Source organism: Mycobacterium sp. Root135 (assembly GCF_001426545.1).
Lineage (GTDB): Bacteria > Actinomycetota > Actinomycetes > Mycobacteriales > Mycobacteriaceae > Mycobacterium.
In genome coordinates, this window is sequence record NZ_LMEZ01000006.1 from 126,396 (window position 1) to 144,864 (window position 18,469).

The 18,469-nt window shown below is 69.7% G+C and carries 17 protein-coding genes; 1 reads left to right on the forward strand and 16 read right to left on the reverse strand.

What is annotated here, in order from left to right; translation table 11 throughout:
* Positions 1-80: 80 nt before the first annotated feature.
* Positions 81-680, forward strand: a complete 600-nt coding sequence (locus ASD37_RS17260) for a phosphoribosyltransferase (protein WP_235568448.1) — start codon at positions 81-83, stop codon at positions 678-680.
* A 4-nt stretch (positions 681-684) separates the two neighbouring features.
* On the opposite strand, the gene ASD37_RS17265 is transcribed toward ASD37_RS17260, so the two are convergent.
* The 16 genes from ASD37_RS17265 to ASD37_RS17340 form a co-directional block, all read right to left on the reverse strand.
* A complete protein-coding gene (locus tag ASD37_RS17265) occupies positions 685-1,065 on the reverse strand; it encodes a hypothetical protein (protein WP_056553811.1) in 381 nt (126 codons plus the stop codon).
* 14 nt (positions 1,066-1,079) lie between these two features.
* Positions 1,080-1,910 (reverse strand): DivIVA domain-containing protein, encoded by an 831-nt coding sequence (locus ASD37_RS17270; RefSeq protein WP_056553814.1) that lies wholly within the window; start codon positions 1,908-1,910, stop codon positions 1,080-1,082.
* Between the two features lie 172 nt (positions 1,911-2,082).
* Positions 2,083-2,367 (reverse strand): YggT family protein, encoded by a 285-nt coding sequence (locus ASD37_RS17275; RefSeq protein WP_056553817.1) that lies wholly within the window; start codon positions 2,365-2,367, stop codon positions 2,083-2,085.
* 92 nt (positions 2,368-2,459) lie between these two features.
* Positions 2,460-3,125 (reverse strand): cell division protein SepF, encoded by a 666-nt coding sequence (locus ASD37_RS17280; protein WP_056553819.1) that lies wholly within the window; start codon positions 3,123-3,125, stop codon positions 2,460-2,462.
* Positions 3,126-3,189: 64 nt separating this feature from the next.
* Positions 3,190-3,939: a YggS family pyridoxal phosphate-dependent enzyme gene (locus tag ASD37_RS17285; protein ID WP_056553822.1), complete on the reverse strand. Its 750-nt coding sequence runs from the start codon at positions 3,937-3,939 to the stop codon at positions 3,190-3,192.
* On the reverse strand, positions 3,936-4,643 hold the full coding sequence (pgeF, locus tag ASD37_RS17290) for a peptidoglycan editing factor PgeF (RefSeq protein ID WP_200959922.1): 708 nt from the start codon (positions 4,641-4,643) through the stop codon (positions 3,936-3,938). Before pgeF ends, ASD37_RS17285 begins: the two co-directional genes overlap by 4 nt.
* 37 nt (positions 4,644-4,680) lie before the next feature.
* On the reverse strand, positions 4,681-5,829 hold the full coding sequence (ftsZ, locus tag ASD37_RS17295) for a cell division protein FtsZ (RefSeq protein WP_056553825.1): 1,149 nt from the start codon (positions 5,827-5,829) through the stop codon (positions 4,681-4,683).
* Positions 5,830-5,999: 170 nt separating this feature from the next.
* A complete protein-coding gene (locus ASD37_RS17300; RefSeq protein ID WP_056553828.1) occupies positions 6,000-6,995 on the reverse strand; it encodes a cell division protein FtsQ/DivIB in 996 nt (331 codons plus the stop codon).
* Positions 6,992-8,434: a UDP-N-acetylmuramate--L-alanine ligase gene (gene murC / locus ASD37_RS17305; protein ID WP_056553831.1), complete on the reverse strand. Its 1,443-nt coding sequence runs from the start codon at positions 8,432-8,434 to the stop codon at positions 6,992-6,994. The genes ASD37_RS17300 and murC overlap by 4 nt, the downstream gene beginning before the upstream one ends.
* Positions 8,431-9,582 carry an undecaprenyldiphospho-muramoylpentapeptide beta-N-acetylglucosaminyltransferase gene (gene murG / locus ASD37_RS17310; protein WP_056553834.1) on the reverse strand — a complete coding sequence of 384 codons (1,152 nt, stop codon included), beginning with the start codon at positions 9,580-9,582 and terminating at the stop codon, positions 8,431-8,433. Before murG ends, murC begins: the two co-directional genes overlap by 4 nt.
* Before the next feature lie 62 nt (positions 9,583-9,644).
* Positions 9,645-11,222: a putative lipid II flippase FtsW gene (ftsW, locus tag ASD37_RS17315; RefSeq protein WP_235568479.1), complete on the reverse strand. Its 1,578-nt coding sequence runs from the start codon at positions 11,220-11,222 to the stop codon at positions 9,645-9,647.
* A gap of 170 nt (positions 11,223-11,392) precedes the next feature.
* A complete protein-coding gene (mraY, locus tag ASD37_RS17320; protein ID WP_056553840.1) occupies positions 11,393-12,472 on the reverse strand; it encodes a phospho-N-acetylmuramoyl-pentapeptide-transferase in 1,080 nt (359 codons plus the stop codon).
* Positions 12,469-13,971, reverse strand: a complete 1,503-nt coding sequence (gene murF / locus ASD37_RS17325) for a UDP-N-acetylmuramoyl-tripeptide--D-alanyl-D-alanine ligase (protein WP_056553843.1) — start codon at positions 13,969-13,971, stop codon at positions 12,469-12,471. Before murF ends, mraY begins: the two co-directional genes overlap by 4 nt.
* Complete coding sequence (locus ASD37_RS17330; protein ID WP_056555321.1) at positions 13,968-15,494, reverse strand: UDP-N-acetylmuramoyl-L-alanyl-D-glutamate--2,6-diaminopimelate ligase; 1,527 nt, start codon at positions 15,492-15,494, stop codon at positions 13,968-13,970. The genes murF and ASD37_RS17330 overlap by 4 nt, the downstream gene beginning before the upstream one ends.
* A gap of 33 nt (positions 15,495-15,527) precedes the next feature.
* Positions 15,528-17,399 carry a penicillin-binding protein 2 gene (locus ASD37_RS17335; protein WP_056553845.1) on the reverse strand — a complete coding sequence of 624 codons (1,872 nt, stop codon included), beginning with the start codon at positions 17,397-17,399 and terminating at the stop codon, positions 15,528-15,530.
* On the reverse strand, positions 17,396-18,457 hold the full coding sequence (locus ASD37_RS17340; protein WP_370073064.1) for a hypothetical protein: 1,062 nt from the start codon (positions 18,455-18,457) through the stop codon (positions 17,396-17,398). Before ASD37_RS17340 ends, ASD37_RS17335 begins: the two co-directional genes overlap by 4 nt.
* Positions 18,458-18,469: the final 12 nt, after the last annotated feature.

Sequence of the window (18,469 nt, forward strand, 5' to 3'; positions counted from 1 at the left end):
CGGCCTACGATCCCCGAATCGGGCCATCAGCTGAGCGCACGTTCGGGGACCGCCGCGCGGCGGGCAGAGTCCTCGCGGACATGCTGGCCGACTACGCCGGGTCTGACGTCGTGGTGCTCGGACTGGCCAGGGGCGGCGTACCGGTCGCCGCCGAGATCGCCGGTCGACTGGGCGCCGAGCTCGACGTCTTCGTGGTCCGCAAGCTTGGTGTCCCGCGCTGGCCCGAGCTGGCGATGGGCGCGATCGCCAGCGGTGGCGGCGTGGTGGTCAACGATGACGTGTTGCAGAGCCTGCGGATCAGCGACGCCCAACTGCAGGACGTCGTCGCCGCAGAGGCCGAGGAGTTGTCGCGGCGCGAGACCGCCTATCGCGGGACGCGACCGCCGCCACGGCTGGCGGGCCGGTCGGTGGTGCTGGTCGACGACGGCATCGCCACCGGGGCGACGATGCTCGCCGCCATTCGCGCGGTGCGGGTGGCGGGGCCGACGCGGGTGATCGTGGCCGTGCCGGTCGGGCCGCGGTCAGTGCCCGAACTGCTACGGGGTGAGGCCGACGACGTCGTGATCGCGACGGTGCCCCGACGCTTCGAGGCCGTCGGCCAGGTGTTCGCCGACTTCCACCAGGTCAGTGACGACGAGGTGCGGGCCGCACTAAAACGGACGAGGTGCGGGCCGCACTAAACCGCTAGTCGCGCTTGGCTTCTGGGGTACTGGCCGAGTCGGCATCCGAGGTGACACCGTCGTGGGACTCGACGGCGACGGTGCTCGGGTCGTGCTCGTGCTCGGCGGGGACGTCGACTGGCTCGTCGGGGTAGTCCTCCGCGGCTTCGTGCTCCGTCACTGCCGGCATAACGGTGGTCTCGACGTCGCCGTCGTGGTCGATTTCGTCGGACCCGACGGCCTCGTCACCCCGCGAGCGTTCCCGCAGCGCGTCGACGATGAGTAGCAGCACGCCGATCACGCTGGCACCGATGCACACCCAGGCGATCAGCTCGTTGCTGGTGACCACGGCGGTCACCAGCGCGGCGAGGCCGATGACGGCAAGGACTAGCGCAACGATCAGCATGAATCAGACACCGATCAGTTGTTGCCCCGGTTGAACTGGTTGAACCCGCCGCCGTCGTTGTTCGCGGTCGAGTCAACCGGCGCAGCCGAACCACGTTGGCCGAGCTCTTCGAGCTGCGACTCGAGGTAGGTCTTGAGGCGCGTGCGGTACTCGCGCTCGAAGGTGCGCAGCTGCTCCAGCCGACCCTCGAGGACGGTGCGCTGCTGGTTGATCGTGCCCATGATCTCGGAGTGCTTGCGCTCGGCGTCCGCCTGCAGGGCGTCGGCCTTCTCCTGAGCCTGCCGAAGCTGCGTCTCGGAGCGCGTCTGCGCATCCGACAGCAGGGCGTCGGCGCGTGCCTTGGCCTCGGACACCGTGGTCTCCGCGGTGGTGCGTGCCTCGTTGACCATTGCGTCGGCCTGGGCCCGCGCATCGGCGAGCATCTTGTCGGACTCCGCCTTCGCGGTGCCCGTCAGACGGTCGGCGGTGTCCTGCGCCAAGCCGAGGATCTTCGCGGCCCTGATGTGCGAGTCCTCGCTGGCCGGCTGCTGCTCGACGGCGGCGACCGGTTGCGGTGCCTCGTATGCGGGCTGCGGGGGCGCGACGGGCTCGGGCTCCGGCTCGGGCTGCTGGTACTGCGGAATCGACTGGGTGGCCTGCACGCCGCTACCCGAGCGTGCGCTCGAGAGCTCTTGGTCGAGCTCGGAGACGCGCTGACGGAGGTCGGCGTTCTCCTCGATCAGGCGGGTCAACTCGTTCTCGACGAGATCGAGGAAGGCGTCAACCTCGTCCTCGTTGTAACCGCGCTTACCGATCGGCGGCTTGCTGAACGCGACGTTATGGACGTCGGCTGGTGTAAGCGGCATCGTCTGCCCCCTTGAGGTCTGGACCGTCAACCGGTGTCATATGGAAGCCATGTCGGAAGTAACTGGCGTCCATCCTGTCACAGTAGACCCGGCGGTTGCGGTTGAGGTCCAGATTAAGAGCGAATTTCAGACTCCGTGGACCCGCCGGCGGTGGCCCGCACACGGGCTCCCGCTACTGGCTCCAGGCCAACTCCATGCCGATGAACGCGGCGAGCAGAAGCACCATGATCGACAGGTCGAAGCGGATCGCACCTATCGTGAGCTGCGGAATGATGCGGCGAAGCAATTTCACCGGGGGGTCGGTCACCGTCATGATGACCTCTAGGACGACGACCATGAAGCCTCGCGGTCGCCAGTCCCTGGCGAACGAGCGCACGAACTCGACGACCACCCGCGCGATGAGCAGGAGCCAGAACGCGAACAGTACGAAGCCCAGGATCGAAAAGAACAGCGACAACTGAGCGACCTCACTCCGGGCGGTGGTGACAGTGGGTAGAGCTGGAAGACGAGTCGAAAGAGACTCGGTCTACGACCAGCCTACGCAGGCGGTCACTTGTAGGCGTAGAAGCCGGCTTCGGCGATGCGCTTGCGCTCGTCGGCGGTGACGGCGACGTCGGCCGGGGAGAGTAGGAAGACCTTGGTGGCGACCTTGTCGAACGAACCGCGCAGGGCGAAGGCCAACCCGGCGGCGAAGTCGACGAGACGTTTGGCGTCGGCGTTGTCCATAGAGACCAGGTCCATGATCACGGGCGTGCCGTCACGGAAGCGCTCGCCGATGGTGCGGGCTTCGCTGTAGTCCTTGGGACGCAGGGTCGTGATCTTCGCCAACGGGCTGCCCGCCTCGAAGAGTTCGGCCATGCGACGGGGCTCCATCGCCACGGCACCATGGGTGGCGCCACGCAGCGTGTTGAAACGCGGACGCTCGAAGTCGTGCCGTCCCCGGAAGGAGGGCTCGTCGGCGTATCCGCCGCGGTAACCCGCTGGGGCCCCGGCCATTTCGCGTTCGAACTCGCGGCCGACGGGACGGTCCATCCGGTCGTCGTAGCCACGGCCCTCGGCGGGGTGGGCGTAACCCTCGTCCTCGAAGCGGTCCTCGCGGGGGCGACGTGGGTACGCGCTGCGCGACGTGCGGTCGTCGTCGTCGTAGTACTCGTCGTCGTAATCGTCCATCGGCGCCATACCGAAGTAGGCCTTGACCTTATGCAGTGTGCTCATCGGAAGCCCTTCTGATGACTGAAATTCGTGTTGTCTGTGATGAAGATGTGACTGGAGTGACTACTCAGGGAGACGTTAGAGGACGGGCTCCCATAAGAGCGGTACCGACACGCACACACGTCGAGCCGTGTTTCACCGCCGTCTCGAGGTCACCCGACATACCCGCGGAGAGACCGAGACGCTGCTGGTAAGAGGCCTGTACCCGTTCCAGTTCGGCCTCCAAACGCGCGAAGGACTCCGCACTGTCGGCGTGCAGCGGCGGGATCGCCATCAGGCCGACGAAGTCCAACCCGTCGGTGTCGTGAGTGAGCGCACACAGCTCGTCCACGAGGTCCGGTCGACTCACGTCGACGCCACCCCGATCGGGGTCACCGTCGAGACTCACCTGCAGATAGACCCGCAGCGGGGCGTCGCGCGTGCCGTCGGCCAGCGCCTCGGCCGCCGCCCGGCCCAGCGCCTCGAGGACGACACCCCGGTCCACGGAGTGCACGGCGTAGGCCCACCCCGCCACCGCGCGCGCCTTCTTGCGCTGAATGCTCCCGACCATGTGCCACCGCAGCACCGGCCCGCCGGACTGCCCCACGTATTCGGCCAGTTCGGCGGCCTTGGCAGACGCCTCCTGCTCCCGAGACTCACCGAAGGCGTCACATCCGAGGCGCACCAACTCGACGACGTCGGACGCCGGAAAGAACTTGGTGACGGGTAGGAGTTCGACCTCGGCGGCGTCACGACCCGCCGCGGCCGCGGCGTCGTCGACCCGTTTCCTCAGCGCCGCAAGGGCTTCGGCGAGTTCGGTGGCGCGGGCTGACGTCATTCCATCCACACCAGGGAGGCGAGGCGGCCGGTGGGCGCGGACCGGCGGTGACTGAACAGGTTCGGGTCGTCGACCGTGCAGCGCGGGTCGACGGCGACGGCGGTGATTCCGAGTTCGGTCAGCTGCATGGCAAGCCCCGACCGCAGGTCGAGTCCCGCGGTGCCACGCGCGGTGGTGGTCCGGCTACCCGGCAGGGCCGCCTCGACGTCGGCGGCCATGTCGTCGGGCACTTCATAGTTGCGGCCGCTGACCGCAGGACCGAGCACCACCGAGACGTCCTCGGCGTGCGCGCCGTTGGCCAGCATGACCTCCACCGCCCGCGCCACGACGCCCAACTTGGCACCCGCCCGGCCCGCGTGGACTGCCGCGACGACGCCGGCCCTCGGATCGGACAGCAGCACGGGAACGCAATCGGCGGTCACGACGGCCAGCGCCAAGCCCGGCCGAGTCGTCACCAACCCGTCGGCGGCGTCGACGGCGCCGACGACCGGCCCGTCCACCACGACGACGCGGTCGCCGTGCACCTGGTTCATCCACACGATGCCGTCGGGGCCGAGGCCGACCGACTCTGCGAGGCGGGCACGGTTGGCCGCCACCGCAGCCGGGTCGTCACCGACGTGATCGCCAAGGTTGAACGTGTCGAACGGTGCCGCCGAGGCGCCACCATCCCTTGTCGTCGTCACACATCTGATGCGTCGGGTCACGCTGCCCAGTATCCCGAACCTCGGGGGCTCTCCGGAATCAGTGACGCATGAACGGGGGCACGTCGACGTCGTCGTCGTCATCCCCGCCGCCGCCGATGCTGACCGTCGCACCGTTGGTGTGCACGGGAACGCTCGCCGGGTCCGGATCGAACGCCGACGGCGGCCGCAGCTTGCCCGAGGTGCCCGCGGCGACCGACGGTCCGCTGACGCCGGCGCCCACCACGGGCTTGCGGCTGGGTCCGGCGGCGTCGAAGCCCGCGGCGATCACGGTGACACGCACTTCGTCGCCGAGCGAGTCGTCGATCACGGTGCCGAAGATAATGTTGGCCTCGGGGTGCGCGGAGTCCTGAACCAGCGACGCGGCCTCGTTGATCTCGAAGAGACCGAGGTCGCTGCCACCGGCCACCGACAGCAGCACGCCGAGCGCGCCTTCCATGGAGGCCTCGAGCAGCGGCGAGTTGATCGCCATCTCGGCGGCCTTCAGGGCGCGGCCGTCACCGCGCGCCGAGCCGATGCCCATCAGCGCCGTGCCGGCACCGGACATGACACCCTTGACGTCGGCGAAGTCGACGTTGATGAGGCCGGGGGTGGTGATCAGGTCGGTGATGCCCTGCACGCCGTTGAGCAGAACCTCGTCGGCGCTGCGGAAGGCGTCCATCAGCGAGACCGCGGCGTCGCCCATCTGCAGCAGGCGGTCGTTCGGGATCACGATGAGCGTGTCGCAGCTCTCCCGGAGCGCCGCGATGCCCGCCTCGGCCTGATTGGAGCGGCGCTTGCCCTCGAAGGAGAACGGTCGCGTCACCACGCCGACGGTGAGCGCACCGAGCTTGCGGGCGATCGTCGCGACGACGGGAGCGCCACCGGTGCCGGTGCCACCGCCCTCGCCTGCAGTGACGAAGACCATGTCGGCGCCGCGCAGCAGCTCCTCGATGTCGTCCTTGGCGTCGTCGGCGGCCTTGCGGCCGACTTCGGGGTCGGCGCCGGCGCCGAGGCCGCGGGTGGAGTCCCGGCCGACGTCGAGCTTGACGTCGGCGTCGCTCATCAACAGCGCTTGCGCGTCGGTGTTGATGGCGATGAACTCAACGCCCTTGAGTCCTTGCTCGATCATCCGGTTGACGGCGTTGACGCCGCCGCCACCGATGCCGACCACCTTTATTACTGCGAGATAGTTGTGCGGGGGTGTCATCGGTAGTCTTCCTCCTGGGCCAACTCTCAACCTCAACCATAGGCTTAGAGTTATGTCAAGTAGTTTCGCGCAAACAGAACGGTAGGGCGAGCGTGCGACGTATCGCCGCAGGCGCGCCGTGACACGCCGGGAGATTTTCGACGCGTTCGCGCGAATCTCGTTGGGACGGCCTACTTGACCGTCGGCAAATCCGGACTCGACACGTCGTAGGTGGTCCCCGGCTGCGTCAACAGCGCACCCAACTTCAGCGCCTTCTCGTCGGTGCGATCCGTCGTCCCCCAGATCACCAGCCGACCGTCGAACAGGGTCAGGGTGATCGACGCCACCGACGGCGCCGCGATGCGACTCACCTGCCCGGCCACCTCGGGGCGCAGGGCGGTGAGCACCTGAAGTGCGGCCAACGTCGGCAGGTCACTCGGACCGGGCGTGTCGGCGTCGAGGTACGGAAGCCCTGGCGGGGGCGGCTCCGTGGCGAAGTCGACCCCGTCGCGATCGAAGAGGTGCGAGCCGTCGGGATAGTCCTTGACCACCAACGGAACCCGCTCGACGATGGTGATCCTCAGGGTCGACGGATACTCCCGCTGAACCCTGGCACTCGCCACCCGCCGAATGGTGGCGACCCGATCGGCGACGGCGTCGGTGTTGATTTGCAACAAGGGCGTGTCAGCCGGCACCGCGGCGGCCTGCTGAACCTGTTCCTGAGTGAGCGTCACCAAACCCGTGATCGCCATGACGCGAGCCGACATGATGGGCGTGAAGTACAGCAGCAGACCGGCCCCCACGACCAGCACGCTGATCAGCGCCGACCACATCAACGCCTTGAGACCCCTGATCAGACCACGGGTCGGCGGAGTCGGCTCGTCGACGGCGCGCCCCGTGACGCGTCGTTTCGCCTCACGCCTGGCGAGCTCGATGGCCGTCGCCCGTTCCTGGGCCGCGCGCCGCTCCTCGCGTTCCCGCCTGGCACGCCGTCGGGGTCCCTCGAAGTCGTCCGCGTCGTCGGGACCGTCGTCGGTCCGTGCGACGACGTCTCCGGGAACCTCGCCCGGAACGTCACCGGGAGCCTCGTCGGGGACCTCGCCTGAAGCCACGTCGGGAGCCTCGTCACCCGCTACCTCAGCCCCGAGGTCGTCGGCGACGTCCGGCTCGTCGGTCGGCCCGGTCACGACGACCGCGCCCCCGGCGCGTCACGTCCGGCCCGCGACTGCAGCGCGGTCAGGATCTCCCCACCGAGCAGGGTGACGTCGCCCGCACCCATGGTCACCACCGCGTCACCCGGTCGCGCCGAACCCGCCACCAGATCCGCGACCGCGGAGAAGTCGGGGACGTATCGCACCGGGACGCTCACGTGCTCGGCGACACTCGCCCCGCTGACGCCGGCGATGGGCTGCTCGCGGGCGGCGTAGACGTCGAGCACGAACACCTCGTCGGCCAGGCTCAGCGCCTGCCCGAACTCGCGGGCGAAGGTCTCGGTGCGCGTGTAGAGATGGGGCTGGAACACTGCGATGCAGCGGCCCGGCCTTGCGACCGCGACGAGCGCCTCGAGATCCACGCGCACCTCGGTCGGATGGTGCGCGTAGACGTCGAAGACGCGCACGCCCGCCGCCGTGCCCACCGACTCGAGTCGACGCCGAACGCCTTCGAACGCCGCGAGGCCGTCGAGCACCGTGCCGACGTCCGCGCCCGCTTCCACCGCAGCCAGCAGTGCCCCGAGAGCGTTCAAAGCCATGTGTCTGCCGGGCACCGCCAACCGCATACCCCTCGGCTGGGATTCTCCGGCGAGGTCGACGGTGGAGACACTTCCCATGCCCTGCTGCTGCCAATTCACCAGCGCGCCGGCAAGATCCACGCCAGCACTGCCGTAGCGCAGCACGCGGACGCCGAGGGCGGCCGCGCGGTCGCCCAGTGCCGCCGCTCCAGGATCGTCGGCGCAGACGATCAGGGCGCCACCGGGCCGTAGCCGACCGACGAACTCGTCGAACACCGCGACGTACGCCTCGACGGTGCCGAAGAAGTCGAGGTGGTCGGCCTCGATGTTGGTGACCACCGCGACGTCGGGGGTGTACTGCAGCAGTGAGCCGTCGCTCTCGTCGGCCTCGGCGACGAAGATCGCGCCGCTGCCGTGGTGCGCGTTGGTTCCCGCCTCGCCGAGATCGCCGCCGACGGCGAAGGACGGGTCGAACCCGTTGCGCTGCAACGCCACGACGATCATCGACGTGGTCGTGGTCTTGCCGTGGGTGCCCGTCACCATCACCGTGGTGTAGCCGTCCATCAGACTGGCGAGCACCGCGGGTCGCAGGATGACGGGGATGCCGCGGCGCTGGGCTTCGACGAGTTCGGGATTGTCCTTGGGTATCGCCGCGTGGGTGCTGACCACCACGGTCGGCCCACCGGGCAACATGTCGAGCGACGACGCGTCGTGTCCGATCCTGACCTGGGCGCCACGGGCGCGGAGCGCAGCCACCCCGCGCGACTCCTTGGCATCCGAGCCGGACACCAGACCGCCGCGGTCGAGCAGGATGCGCGCGATGCCGGACATCCCCGCGCCGCCGATGCCAACCATGTGCACCCGCTGCAGCGCGGGCGGCAACTCCCTCGGGCTCATCGCGCGCCCCGGTGTTCGGTGGCCAGTTCGAGCGCGACCTCGGCGACCCGGCGCGCGGCGTCACGGTGACCGGCCAGGGTCGCCGCCGCCGTCATCTCCGTCAACCGCGGCGGATCCGACAGCAGCACGCGGACCGTCTCGGTGATGAACTCGGGTGTCAGATCCGCATCCGCGATCAGCAAGCCCCCACCGGCGCCGACCACGGGCAACGCGTTGAGCCGCTGCTCGCCGTTGCCGATCGGCAGCGGGACGTACACCGCCGGCAGGCCCACCGCGGTCACCTCGGCGACCGTCATCGCGCCCGACCGGCAGATGACCAGGTCGGCAGCCGCATACGCCAGGTCCATCCGGCTGAGATAGGGCACGGCGACGTAGGGACGGTCGCCGACCGTCGGCACGCGCAGCTGCAAAACGTTCTTCGGGCCGTGCGCGTGCAGCACCGCGATGCCCGCCGCGGCGAGGTCGTCGGCCGCGCCGGAGACGGCCCGGTTGAGCGACTGCGCGCCCTGTGAGCCGCCGAAGACCAACAGCACCCTGTCGTCGTCGGAGAAGCCGAAGTGTGCCCGTGCCTCGGCGCGCAGCGCCATCCGATCAAGGGACGTGATGGATTCGCGCACGGGGACCCCGACCACCTCGACGCGTCGGCCGAGACCCGGATTGGGCACCGCCGCCAGGACGCGCCGCGCCGAACGGGCACCGACCCGGTTGGCCCAGCCCCCACGCGCGTTGGCCTCGTGGATGACGACGGGCACGACGCTTCGTCTCGAGGCGCCGCCGCGAGCGGCCAGGTAGGCGGGCAGGGCGACGTAGCCGCCGAAGCCGATCACCACGTCGGCGTGCACCTCGTCGAGGATCGCCCGCGTCTGCCGGACCGCGGAACGGACCCGCAGCGGGAGCCGGACCAGGTCGCCGGACGGTTTGCGGGGAAACGGGACGGGCGTGATGAGCTTCAGGTCGTAACCGCGCTCGGGAACCAGCCGTGTCTCCAGGCCGCGCGCGGTACCGAGGGCGGTGATCCGCACCGTTGGGTCGAGCGCGACGAGGGCGTCGGCGACGGCCATCGCGGGCTCGATGTGCCCTGCGGTGCCTCCGCCGGCGAGGACCACCGAAACGATTCCCCCGTCGCTGCGCTCCTGCCCGCCGGACACGACTCGCCCGTCGCTACGATCCTGCCCGCCGGAGACCGCACCGCGAGGGAAACCAGGGTTGCTCACCCGTAACGCTGACCTTCCAGAGGGCGAGCCCGACGACTCGACTGACGCTGACGGTCTCCATGATGCCCTGCGCCCCTCGCCGTCCTGCCGGCCGGTTCCGCCGCGCCACGTCTGCGATCCTCGGCAGGTTTGCGAACGGGCGTGGGCTTGCCCTTGGAACCCGCCTTCGACGTGGGCTTCTTCGGGCCGGCCTTGGCCGCCGCGGGTTTGGCGGACTTGGCCTTGGACTTGGGGGGCTTGGGCGGCTTCGGGGATCGCGGGGGCTTGTCCGGTCGTGTCCGCAACCGGTCGCGCGCCGTCTCGAGTCGGGACGGGACGTAGGGCTCCGGCAACGGCAGTCGCAGCAGCCGGTTGAACCGGTCCTCGCGACCGGACCGCAGGGCGGCGACCGCATCCGGTTCGTGGCGCGCCGCGTTGGTCATGATGCCCAGCATGAACAGCGTCGTGGCCGTCGACGTCCCACCCGCGGAGATCAACGGCAGCTGCAGGCCCGTCACCGGCAGCAGGCCGACGACGTAGCCGACGTTGATGAAGACCTGGCCGAGCACCCAGAGCGTGGTCGTGGCGGTCAGCAGTCGCAGGAAGGGGTCCGCGGAGCGCCGCGCGATGCGCATGCCGGTGTAGGCGAAAAGACCGAAGAGGCCTAGCAGCCCGGCCGCGCCGACGAAGCCGAGTTCCTCTCCGATGATGGCGAAGATGAAGTCGTTGTGGGCGTTGGGCAGGTAGTTCCACTTGGCGGTGCCCTGACCAAGCCCGTCGCCGAAGATGCCGCCGTTGGCCAGCGCGTAGCGGGCTTGGCGTGACTGGTAGCCAGAGCCCTGCATGTCGTCGCCCGGGTTCAGCCACGACTGCACCCGGTCGGATCGATAGCCCGCCGACATGGCCAGAATGCCGGCGGCCACCACGACTGCCGCCATCGAGCTCAGGAAGATTCGCAGCGGCAGGCCGGCGAACCACAGCAGGCCCAGCAGGATGATGCCGAGCGAGACGGTCTGGCCGAGGTCGGGTTGCAGCACGATGAGCAACAGTGCGATGAAGGCGCCCGGGATCAGCGGGATGAGCATCTCGCGCACCGACGCGCGCTCCATCCGGCGTGTGGCCAGCAGATGCGCACCCCAGATGGCGAAGGCGATCTTGGCCAGCTCCGAGGGCTGCATCGAGAAGCCTGCGACGACGAACCAGCCGCGGGAACCGTTGGACAGCTTACCGATGCCGGGGATGAGGACCAGGATCAACAGGATGATCGTGAAGATGAAGCCGGGGAACGCCAGCTTGCGCATCAGCGCCACCGGCGTGCGCAGGGCGATGTAGAAGGCGACCAGGCCGACGACGGTCCAGAGGACCTGTTTGGCGAAGATCGCCCACGGGGAGCCGTCCTCGTCGTAGGAGTGCACCCCCGAAGCGGACAGCACCATGGTCAGCCCGAGCGTGACGAGCAGTGCGGCGACGGCGGTGACGAGGTGGAACGACGTCAAGGGTCGGCTCAGCCAGGCCCCGAACCGGGTGCGGGGGACGGCGTCGACCGTGCTGGTTGCGGTGGCGCCGTTGCCGGAGTGGGGTTTGCTGCGGCGCAATCTAGCGAAGATGTCGGTCACGGTGCCTACCGGGCCGCACTCGTCACATGAGTCACATTGTTCACAACTGGCTCATTTGTCACTAGCACCCCAGAATCCTCCCCCGTCACAGCCCGAGGTCGGTGGACATCCGACGCGTGTCGCGGAATGACCGCCCGGTGAAGCGCTGGCTACGCACCCACGGAGGCGAGCCACTCGCTGTAGAAGAGTGCCACCCCCAAACCGCACGCAATGGCCGTGAGCAGCCAGAACCGGATGATGACCGTCGTCTCCGCCCACCCCACCAGCTCGAAGTGATGGTGGAACGGCGCCATCCGGAACACCCGCCGACCCGTCGTGCGGAACGCCAGGATCTGCACGACGACCGACGTGACCTCCGCCACGAACAACGCCCCGAGGACGATCGCCAACATCTCGGTGCGACTGGTCACCGACAGTCCCGCGATGATCCCGCCCAAGGCAAGCGACCCGGTGTCGCCCATGAAGATCTTCGCCGGCGCGGCGTTCCACCAGAGGAAGCCGATGCAGGCACCCGCCGTCGCCGCAGCGACCAACGCCAAGTCCAGCGGATCGCGGACGTTGTAGCACCCGAGGCCGGGGCTGAACGCGCACGCGTTGCGAAACTGCCAGAACGTGATGATCACGTAGGCCGCCGTCACCATCGCCATCGCACCGGCCGCGAGGCCGTCCAGCCCGTCGGTGAAGTTCACCGCGTTGGACCAGGCGCTGACCAGGATGACGCAGAACAGCACGAATACCGCGGGTGCCAGCGTGACGGTCGCGATCTCGCGGACGTAGGACAGCTCCGGGCTGCCGGGTGTCAGGCCGTCGTCGTTGCGGAACTGCAGGACCAGCACGCCGAAGAGCACCGCGGCGGCCAGCTGGCCGACCGTCTTGGCGGTCTTGTTGAGCCCGAGATTGCGTGAACGCCGGATCTTGATGAGGTCGTCGACGAAGCCGACGGCGCCCAGTGCCGTGGCCAACCCCAACACCAGCAGGCCCGAGGCCGACGGCCCTTCGCCGTCGAAGGCCAGGCCAACCAGGTGCGTGCCGAGGTAGCCGGCCCAGATGCCCGCCAGGATGGCGACGCCACCCATCGACGGCGTGCCACGCTTCTTGTGGTGGCTTGGCGGACCGTCTTCGCGGATCTCGTGCCCAAAGCCCTGCCGGGTGAACACGCGGATCAGCGCGGGCGTCAACAGGATCGACACCGTCAACGCAATGCCGACCGCAATGAGAATTTGCCTCATCCGGTGGCCTGATCGGCTACGAGCGCGTCGGCCAGCGCAGCAAGACCCGCCGACTTCGAGGCCTTCACCAAGACCACGTCTCCCCCGCGTAATTCGTCGCGGAGCAGCGCCAAGGCGTCATCGGTGTCGGCGACCATGACGGACTCACTGCCCCATGACCCCTCCATCACCGCCCCGTGGTGCATGGCGCTCATTGATCTCCCGGTTCCGACGACGACCAGTCGAGACACATCTAAGCGCACTGCCAGTCGACCGATGCTGTCATGCTCGGCGATCGCGTCCTCGCCGAGTTCGCCCATCTCCCCCAGGACCGCCCAACTCCGGCGACGGTCGGCGCCGGGATCGGATCCGCCGCGGGCCATCCAGGCCAGCGCCTTGAGCCCTGCGCGCATCGAATCGGGGTTGGCGTTGTAGGCGTCGTTGACGATCGTCACGCCGTCGGCGCGGGTGGCGACCTGCATGCGGTGCCGTGACACGGGTCCGGCCGCCGCGAGCGCGTCCCGCACCTGCTCGAGGGTCGCGCCGCACTCCAGGGCGACGGCCGCCGCGGACAGCGCGTTGGACACCTGGTGGTCGCCGTGCACGGCGAGCGCCACCTCGATCTGTCCGCCGGCGGCATGCAGGGTGAACCGCGCCCTGGCCAGTTCGTCGAGCATGACGTCGTCGGCCCAGATGTCGGCGCCGACGGACCGCCCGACGCGGACCACGCGCGCGGCGGTCAGCTCGGCCATCGCCGCCACCGCCGGGTCGTCGGCGTTCAGAATTACCACTCCCGACGCCGGAACCGCTTGCGGCAGTTCAGCCTTCGTCGCGGCAATGGCTTCCCGCGAGCCGAACTCCCCGAGGTGGGCGGTGCCGACGTTGAGCACGACGGCGATCGACGGCGGGGCGATCCGCGCCAACGCGGCGATGTTGCCGGTGTGACGTGCCGACATCTCCAGGATTAGGTAGTCGGTGTCGGTGGTGGCTCGCAGCACCGTCCACGGATGGCCCAGCTCGTTGTTGAACGACCCGGGCGGCGCGACGACCGTGCCGAGGGGTTCGAGCACCGCGGCCAGCAGATCCTTGGTGGACGTCTTGCCCGACGACCCGGTGACACCGACGACGACGAGCCCGCCGGCGACGAGCTCCGCGGCGACCGCGGCGGCCAGCTTGGCCAACGCCTCGAGCACCGCGGCGCCCGATCCGTCCGAGTCGAACTCGAGCACGCTGGCCCCGGAATCCGCCGGGACGGCATCGGGCCGCACCACGACGGCGGGAACGCCGACCGGACGGGCGGCCAGCACGGCGACCGCACCCGCCGCCACGGCGCCCGCGGCGAAGTCGTGCCCGTCGGACCGCGCCCCGGGCAGTGCCAGGAACAGCCCGCCGGGGGTGACGGCGCGCGAGTCGAACTCGACGCTTCCGGTGACGACCAGAGTCTGCGCCTCCTCGACCGAGACGTCGGCCAACTCACCGCCGACGATGTCGGCGATCTGGGCCAGCGTCATGGGAATCACGGCGTCACTCCGAGGGCGTTCAGTGCGCGAGCCAATTCGTCGCGATCGTCGAATGGGCGGGTCTGGCCGTGACTGGTCTGCCCGGCCTCGTGTCCCTTGCCCGCCACCAGCACGACGTCACCCTCCCGTGCCCACCCGACGGCGAAGTCGATGGCGGCCGCCCGATCACCGATCTCCTCGACCGCGGCGGGACCGCCTGCAGCTCCCGCGACGACGGCCGCCCTGATGTCGGCGGGGTCCTCGTCACGGGGATTGTCGTCGGTGACGACGACGAGGTCGGCCAGTTCGGCGGCCGCCCGACCCATCGGCGCCCGCTTGCCGGGGTCGCGGTTGCCACCGGCCCCGACGACCACCGCGATGCGGCCGCGAGTCTGGGCGCGCAGCGTCTCCAGCACCGCGCGCAGTGCGCCCGGCTTGTGCGCGTAGTCGACAAGAGCGAGAAAGTTCTGGCCGCAGTCGATCGGCTGAAGCCGACCGGGCACCGTCGCCGTCCGCAGCCCAGGCGCCGCCTGCTCCGGCGACACGCCCACCGCGTCGAGCAGAGCGGCGGCCAGCAGGGTGTTGGCGACGTTGAAGTGCCCTGGCAGGCCGATCCGCAGTCGGTGGTGCACACCCGCCGGGTCGACGGCGAGGAACTCCTGCCCGCCGCCGTCGAGGGTGCGTACGTCCTGGGCCCGCCAGTCCGCCTCGTGGCCCGCGACGCTCACCGTGACGGGCCGCTCGGCGCGGGCGGCGATGGCGCGGCCACCGTCGTCGTCGACGCAGACCACCGAAACGTCTGCGTGCGTTGACGACTGGGGCTCGAACAGGCGCGCCTTGGCGTCGAGGTAGTCCTCCATCGTGGGATGGAAGTCCAGGTGGTCACGCGAGAGGTTGGTGAAACCGCCCACCGCGAAGTGGACCGCGTCGACGCGACCCAGCGTCAGCGCGTGGCTGGACACCTCCATCACCGCGGTGTCGATCCCGCGTTCCAGCATCACCGCGAACAGCGCCTGCAGGTCCGGCGCCTCAGGCGTGGTCAGCGCGCTCGGCTCGTCGCGTCCGTCGATGCGGATGCCGACCGAGCCGACCAGGCCGGTCACCCGTCCCGCGGCCCGCAGCCCGGCCTCCACCAGATAGGTGGTGGTGGTCTTGCCGGAGGTGCCGGTCACCCCGATCACGCGCATGTGTTCCGACGGCCTGCCGTAGACCTCTGCCGCCAGGTCTCCGAGCACCGACCTCGGCGCGGAATGGACCAGAAGGGGCACGGCCGTACTGCCGGCAATGACCTGGGCGCCCGCCTCGTCGGTCAGCAGCGCGACGGCGCCCTGACGGACGGCGTCCGCGGCGAACTTCGCGCCGTGGGACCGGGCGCCTGGCAGCGCGGCGAACAGATCGCCGGGCTGGACGTCCTGGCTGCGCAGCGTGACCCCGGTGACCCGCGGTGATCGCAGTGATTCTGAGGCGACCCGAAGCTCTGCGTGCACACGCTGGGCCAATGCGGCGAGGTCGTCACCGGCGGGACTCGAGGGACGCAAGTTCATGGCCATGACACCTTAGCGGCCAAATTCCTGGGCTCAGCCCTGCAGGACCAGTGGCGGTCCGGGATCGGGCGACAGCGGCACGTTCTCCCGCTGCAGCAGCCACGCCGACAGGTTGTGGATCAGCGGCGCCGCCGTCGTGCCAGGCGACCCGTCGGCGGTGCGGTGCGGGTTGTCCATCATCACGCCGACGACGTAACGCGGGTCGTCGGCGGGCACCATCGCCGCGAAGGTGATCCAGTAGACGTCGTCGTAGTAGCAGCCGCACGCGGGGTTGATCTGCTGCGCCGTTCCCGTCTTGCCCGCGATCTGATAGCCCTCCACCGCGGCGCCGGACCCCGTGCCCTGCTGAACACCGGTGGGATCCTTCTGGATGGTGGCCCGCAACAGGTTTCGCACGGCCTCAGCCGTTCCCGGGTTCACCACGCGGACGCCTTCCGGCCGCGGCTCCTCGGTGCGGGTGCCGTCGGAGGCGATGGTGGCCTTGATGATTCGCGGCGGGATGCGGACGCCGTCGTTGGCGATGGTCTGGTACATCCCCGTCATCTGCAGCAGTGACATCGAAAGACCCTGTCCGATCGGCAGGTTGGCGAACGAGCTGCCCGACCACTGGTCGATGGGCGGAACCAGGCCCGCAGTCTCGCCCGGCAGGCCGACCCCGGTCCGCTGGCCGAGGCCGAACTTGTCGAGCATCTCGGCGTAGCGTTCGGGACCGATTCGCTGGGCCAGCATCAGCGTGCCCACGTTGGAGGACTTCCCGAAGATTCCGGTGGTGGTGTACGGCATCACGCCGTGTGCCCACGCGTCGCGCACGGTGACGCCGCCCATGTTGATCGACCCCGGGACCTGGAGCACCTCGTCGGGGTTGGTGAGGTCGTTCTCGATCGCCGTCGACGCCGTGATGATCTTGTTGACCGACCCCGGCTCGAACGGTGAGGACACCGACGGGTTGCCGAGTTGACGGTCTTCCTGACGGCCGATGTCCTGGCTGGGGTCGAAGGTGTCGTTGTTCGCCATCGCGAGGACCTCGCCGGTCTTGGCGTCCATCACGACGGCCGACACCGACTTGGCGCCCGAGAGGTTCTTCGCCTGTTGCACTTGCTGCTGGGTATAGAACTGGATGTCGTCGTCGAGGGTGAGCTGCACCGTCGAGCCGTTGACGGCGTCGTGGCGGTTGCGGTAGCTGCCGGGGATCACCACGCCGTCGGAGCCGCGGTCGTAGGTGACCGACCCGTCGGTGCCCGCCAGCTTGGAGTCCAGGGAGTCTTCGAGGCCGAGCAGTCCGTGACCGTCCCAGTCGATGCCGCCGACGATGTTCGCCGCCAAGGATCCGCCCGGGTACTGGCGGATGTCCTGCCGCTCGGCGCCCACCTCCGGGTACTTGCTGATGATGGCGTCGGAGATCGCCGGGTCGACGGCGCGGGCCAGGTAGACGAAGGTGTCCTTGCCCGACAGCTTCTTGTAGAGGGTGTCGGCGTCGGGCTTGTTGTTCAGCAGACCCGACACGCCCTTGGCGATCTCCCGGAGCCGCTTCACCGGATCGGGTGCGTCGGGCTTCTTGCCCTGGGCCTCGACGAGTTGCTTCTGAATCTTGGTGGGCTGGAACGTCAGTGCGCGCGCTTCGGTCGTGAAGGCCAGCTTGTCGTCGTTGCGGTCGACGATGCTTCCGCGGACGGCCTCTTCGACGTCGGTGACCTTGAGCTGACTGGCCGCCTCGGCGCGGAGGCCCTCGGCGCGTGGCACCTGAAGCATGAAGAGCTGGCCTGCGGCCAGGAGCAGGACGACGACCATGACGCCGTTGCCGATCCGATGACGGAACGCGAAGGAGGCGCTGCGCAAACCGTCGTCGGCGACGGGTTTGCGGGTGCGGCGCTCGTTGGCGGGATGTGGCGAACCGGGCCGGCTCATGCGGGGGGTCCCGGGACGAGCACCGGTGCGGCCGGCGCGGCGGGGTCAACCGGCGCCGGGCCGGGCAGCGCTGGCCCCTGCGGCGAGTCGAGGTGCAGCGTGGCGGCGTCGGGCGGCAGGGGTACCGCGCCCGGGGTCAGCGGCGGAGTCGGGACGGCCGCGAGCGGAGCCTGTCCCGGTACGACGGGAATGACCGGAGCCCCTGGAAGCGCGCCGGTCACGGGCACCTCGGGGTTGGGCAGCGCTTGGTTGGGCAGGGCTTGATTGGGCACAGCTTGGTTGGGCAGCGCTTGGTTCGGCACGGCCGTCCCGGCGGGCGGCATGTGTACGGCCACCTCACGCGGGTCGACGACGCGCGGCGCAGGCCGGGCGGGCGCCGCGGGCGCTGCGGGCGGTGCCGGATCGGGCAGCGGGCTGTTCAGCGGCGGCGGTTGCACGCCCTCGGCGGGCTTGGGCGTGCCGACGACCATCCAGTTGCCGGACGCGTCCTGCACCAGGTGCGCGGTGTCGCGGGAGGGAATCATGCCGAGGTTGCGCGCCGCCTCGGCCAGCGCGGGCGCGGCTTGGGCCTCGAGGACGTCGCGCTCGAGGCCGTCCTTCTGCTGCATCAACGCTTGGTTGACCTGGCGGGCACGGCCCAGCTCGTAGGACCGCTCGGCGGCGTCGGTCGACAGCCACAGCGTGACGCCGAGGCCCACTCCGAGCGCTCCGATCACCAGCACCACGAACGGCACCCTGGTGACGAACCTGCGGGGGTCGAGGTCGACCGACGACAGCCGGACCAGCAGGCGTTCCCGAAGGGGCGGGCGAACTACCTTGGGCGCCTTGGCCTTTCGGGCCTTGGCTCGGGCCTTGGCCTGGGCGGCGTTCTTGGGCCGTACCGGTCCGTCGGCGGGCCGTGGCATCGGGCCGGTGTGTGGCCGCGAGTGTTCTGGGCGCTGCTCGCGGGTCGTCCGGCGGCCACGCGGCGGCGCGTCGACGGGGCGCCGTTGCGCTGCCGCCTCACCCGAAGGACGGGGTGCGCGCTTACCCCGCTTGCGTTCGTCAGAGCCACGCATCGCTTCTCGTCG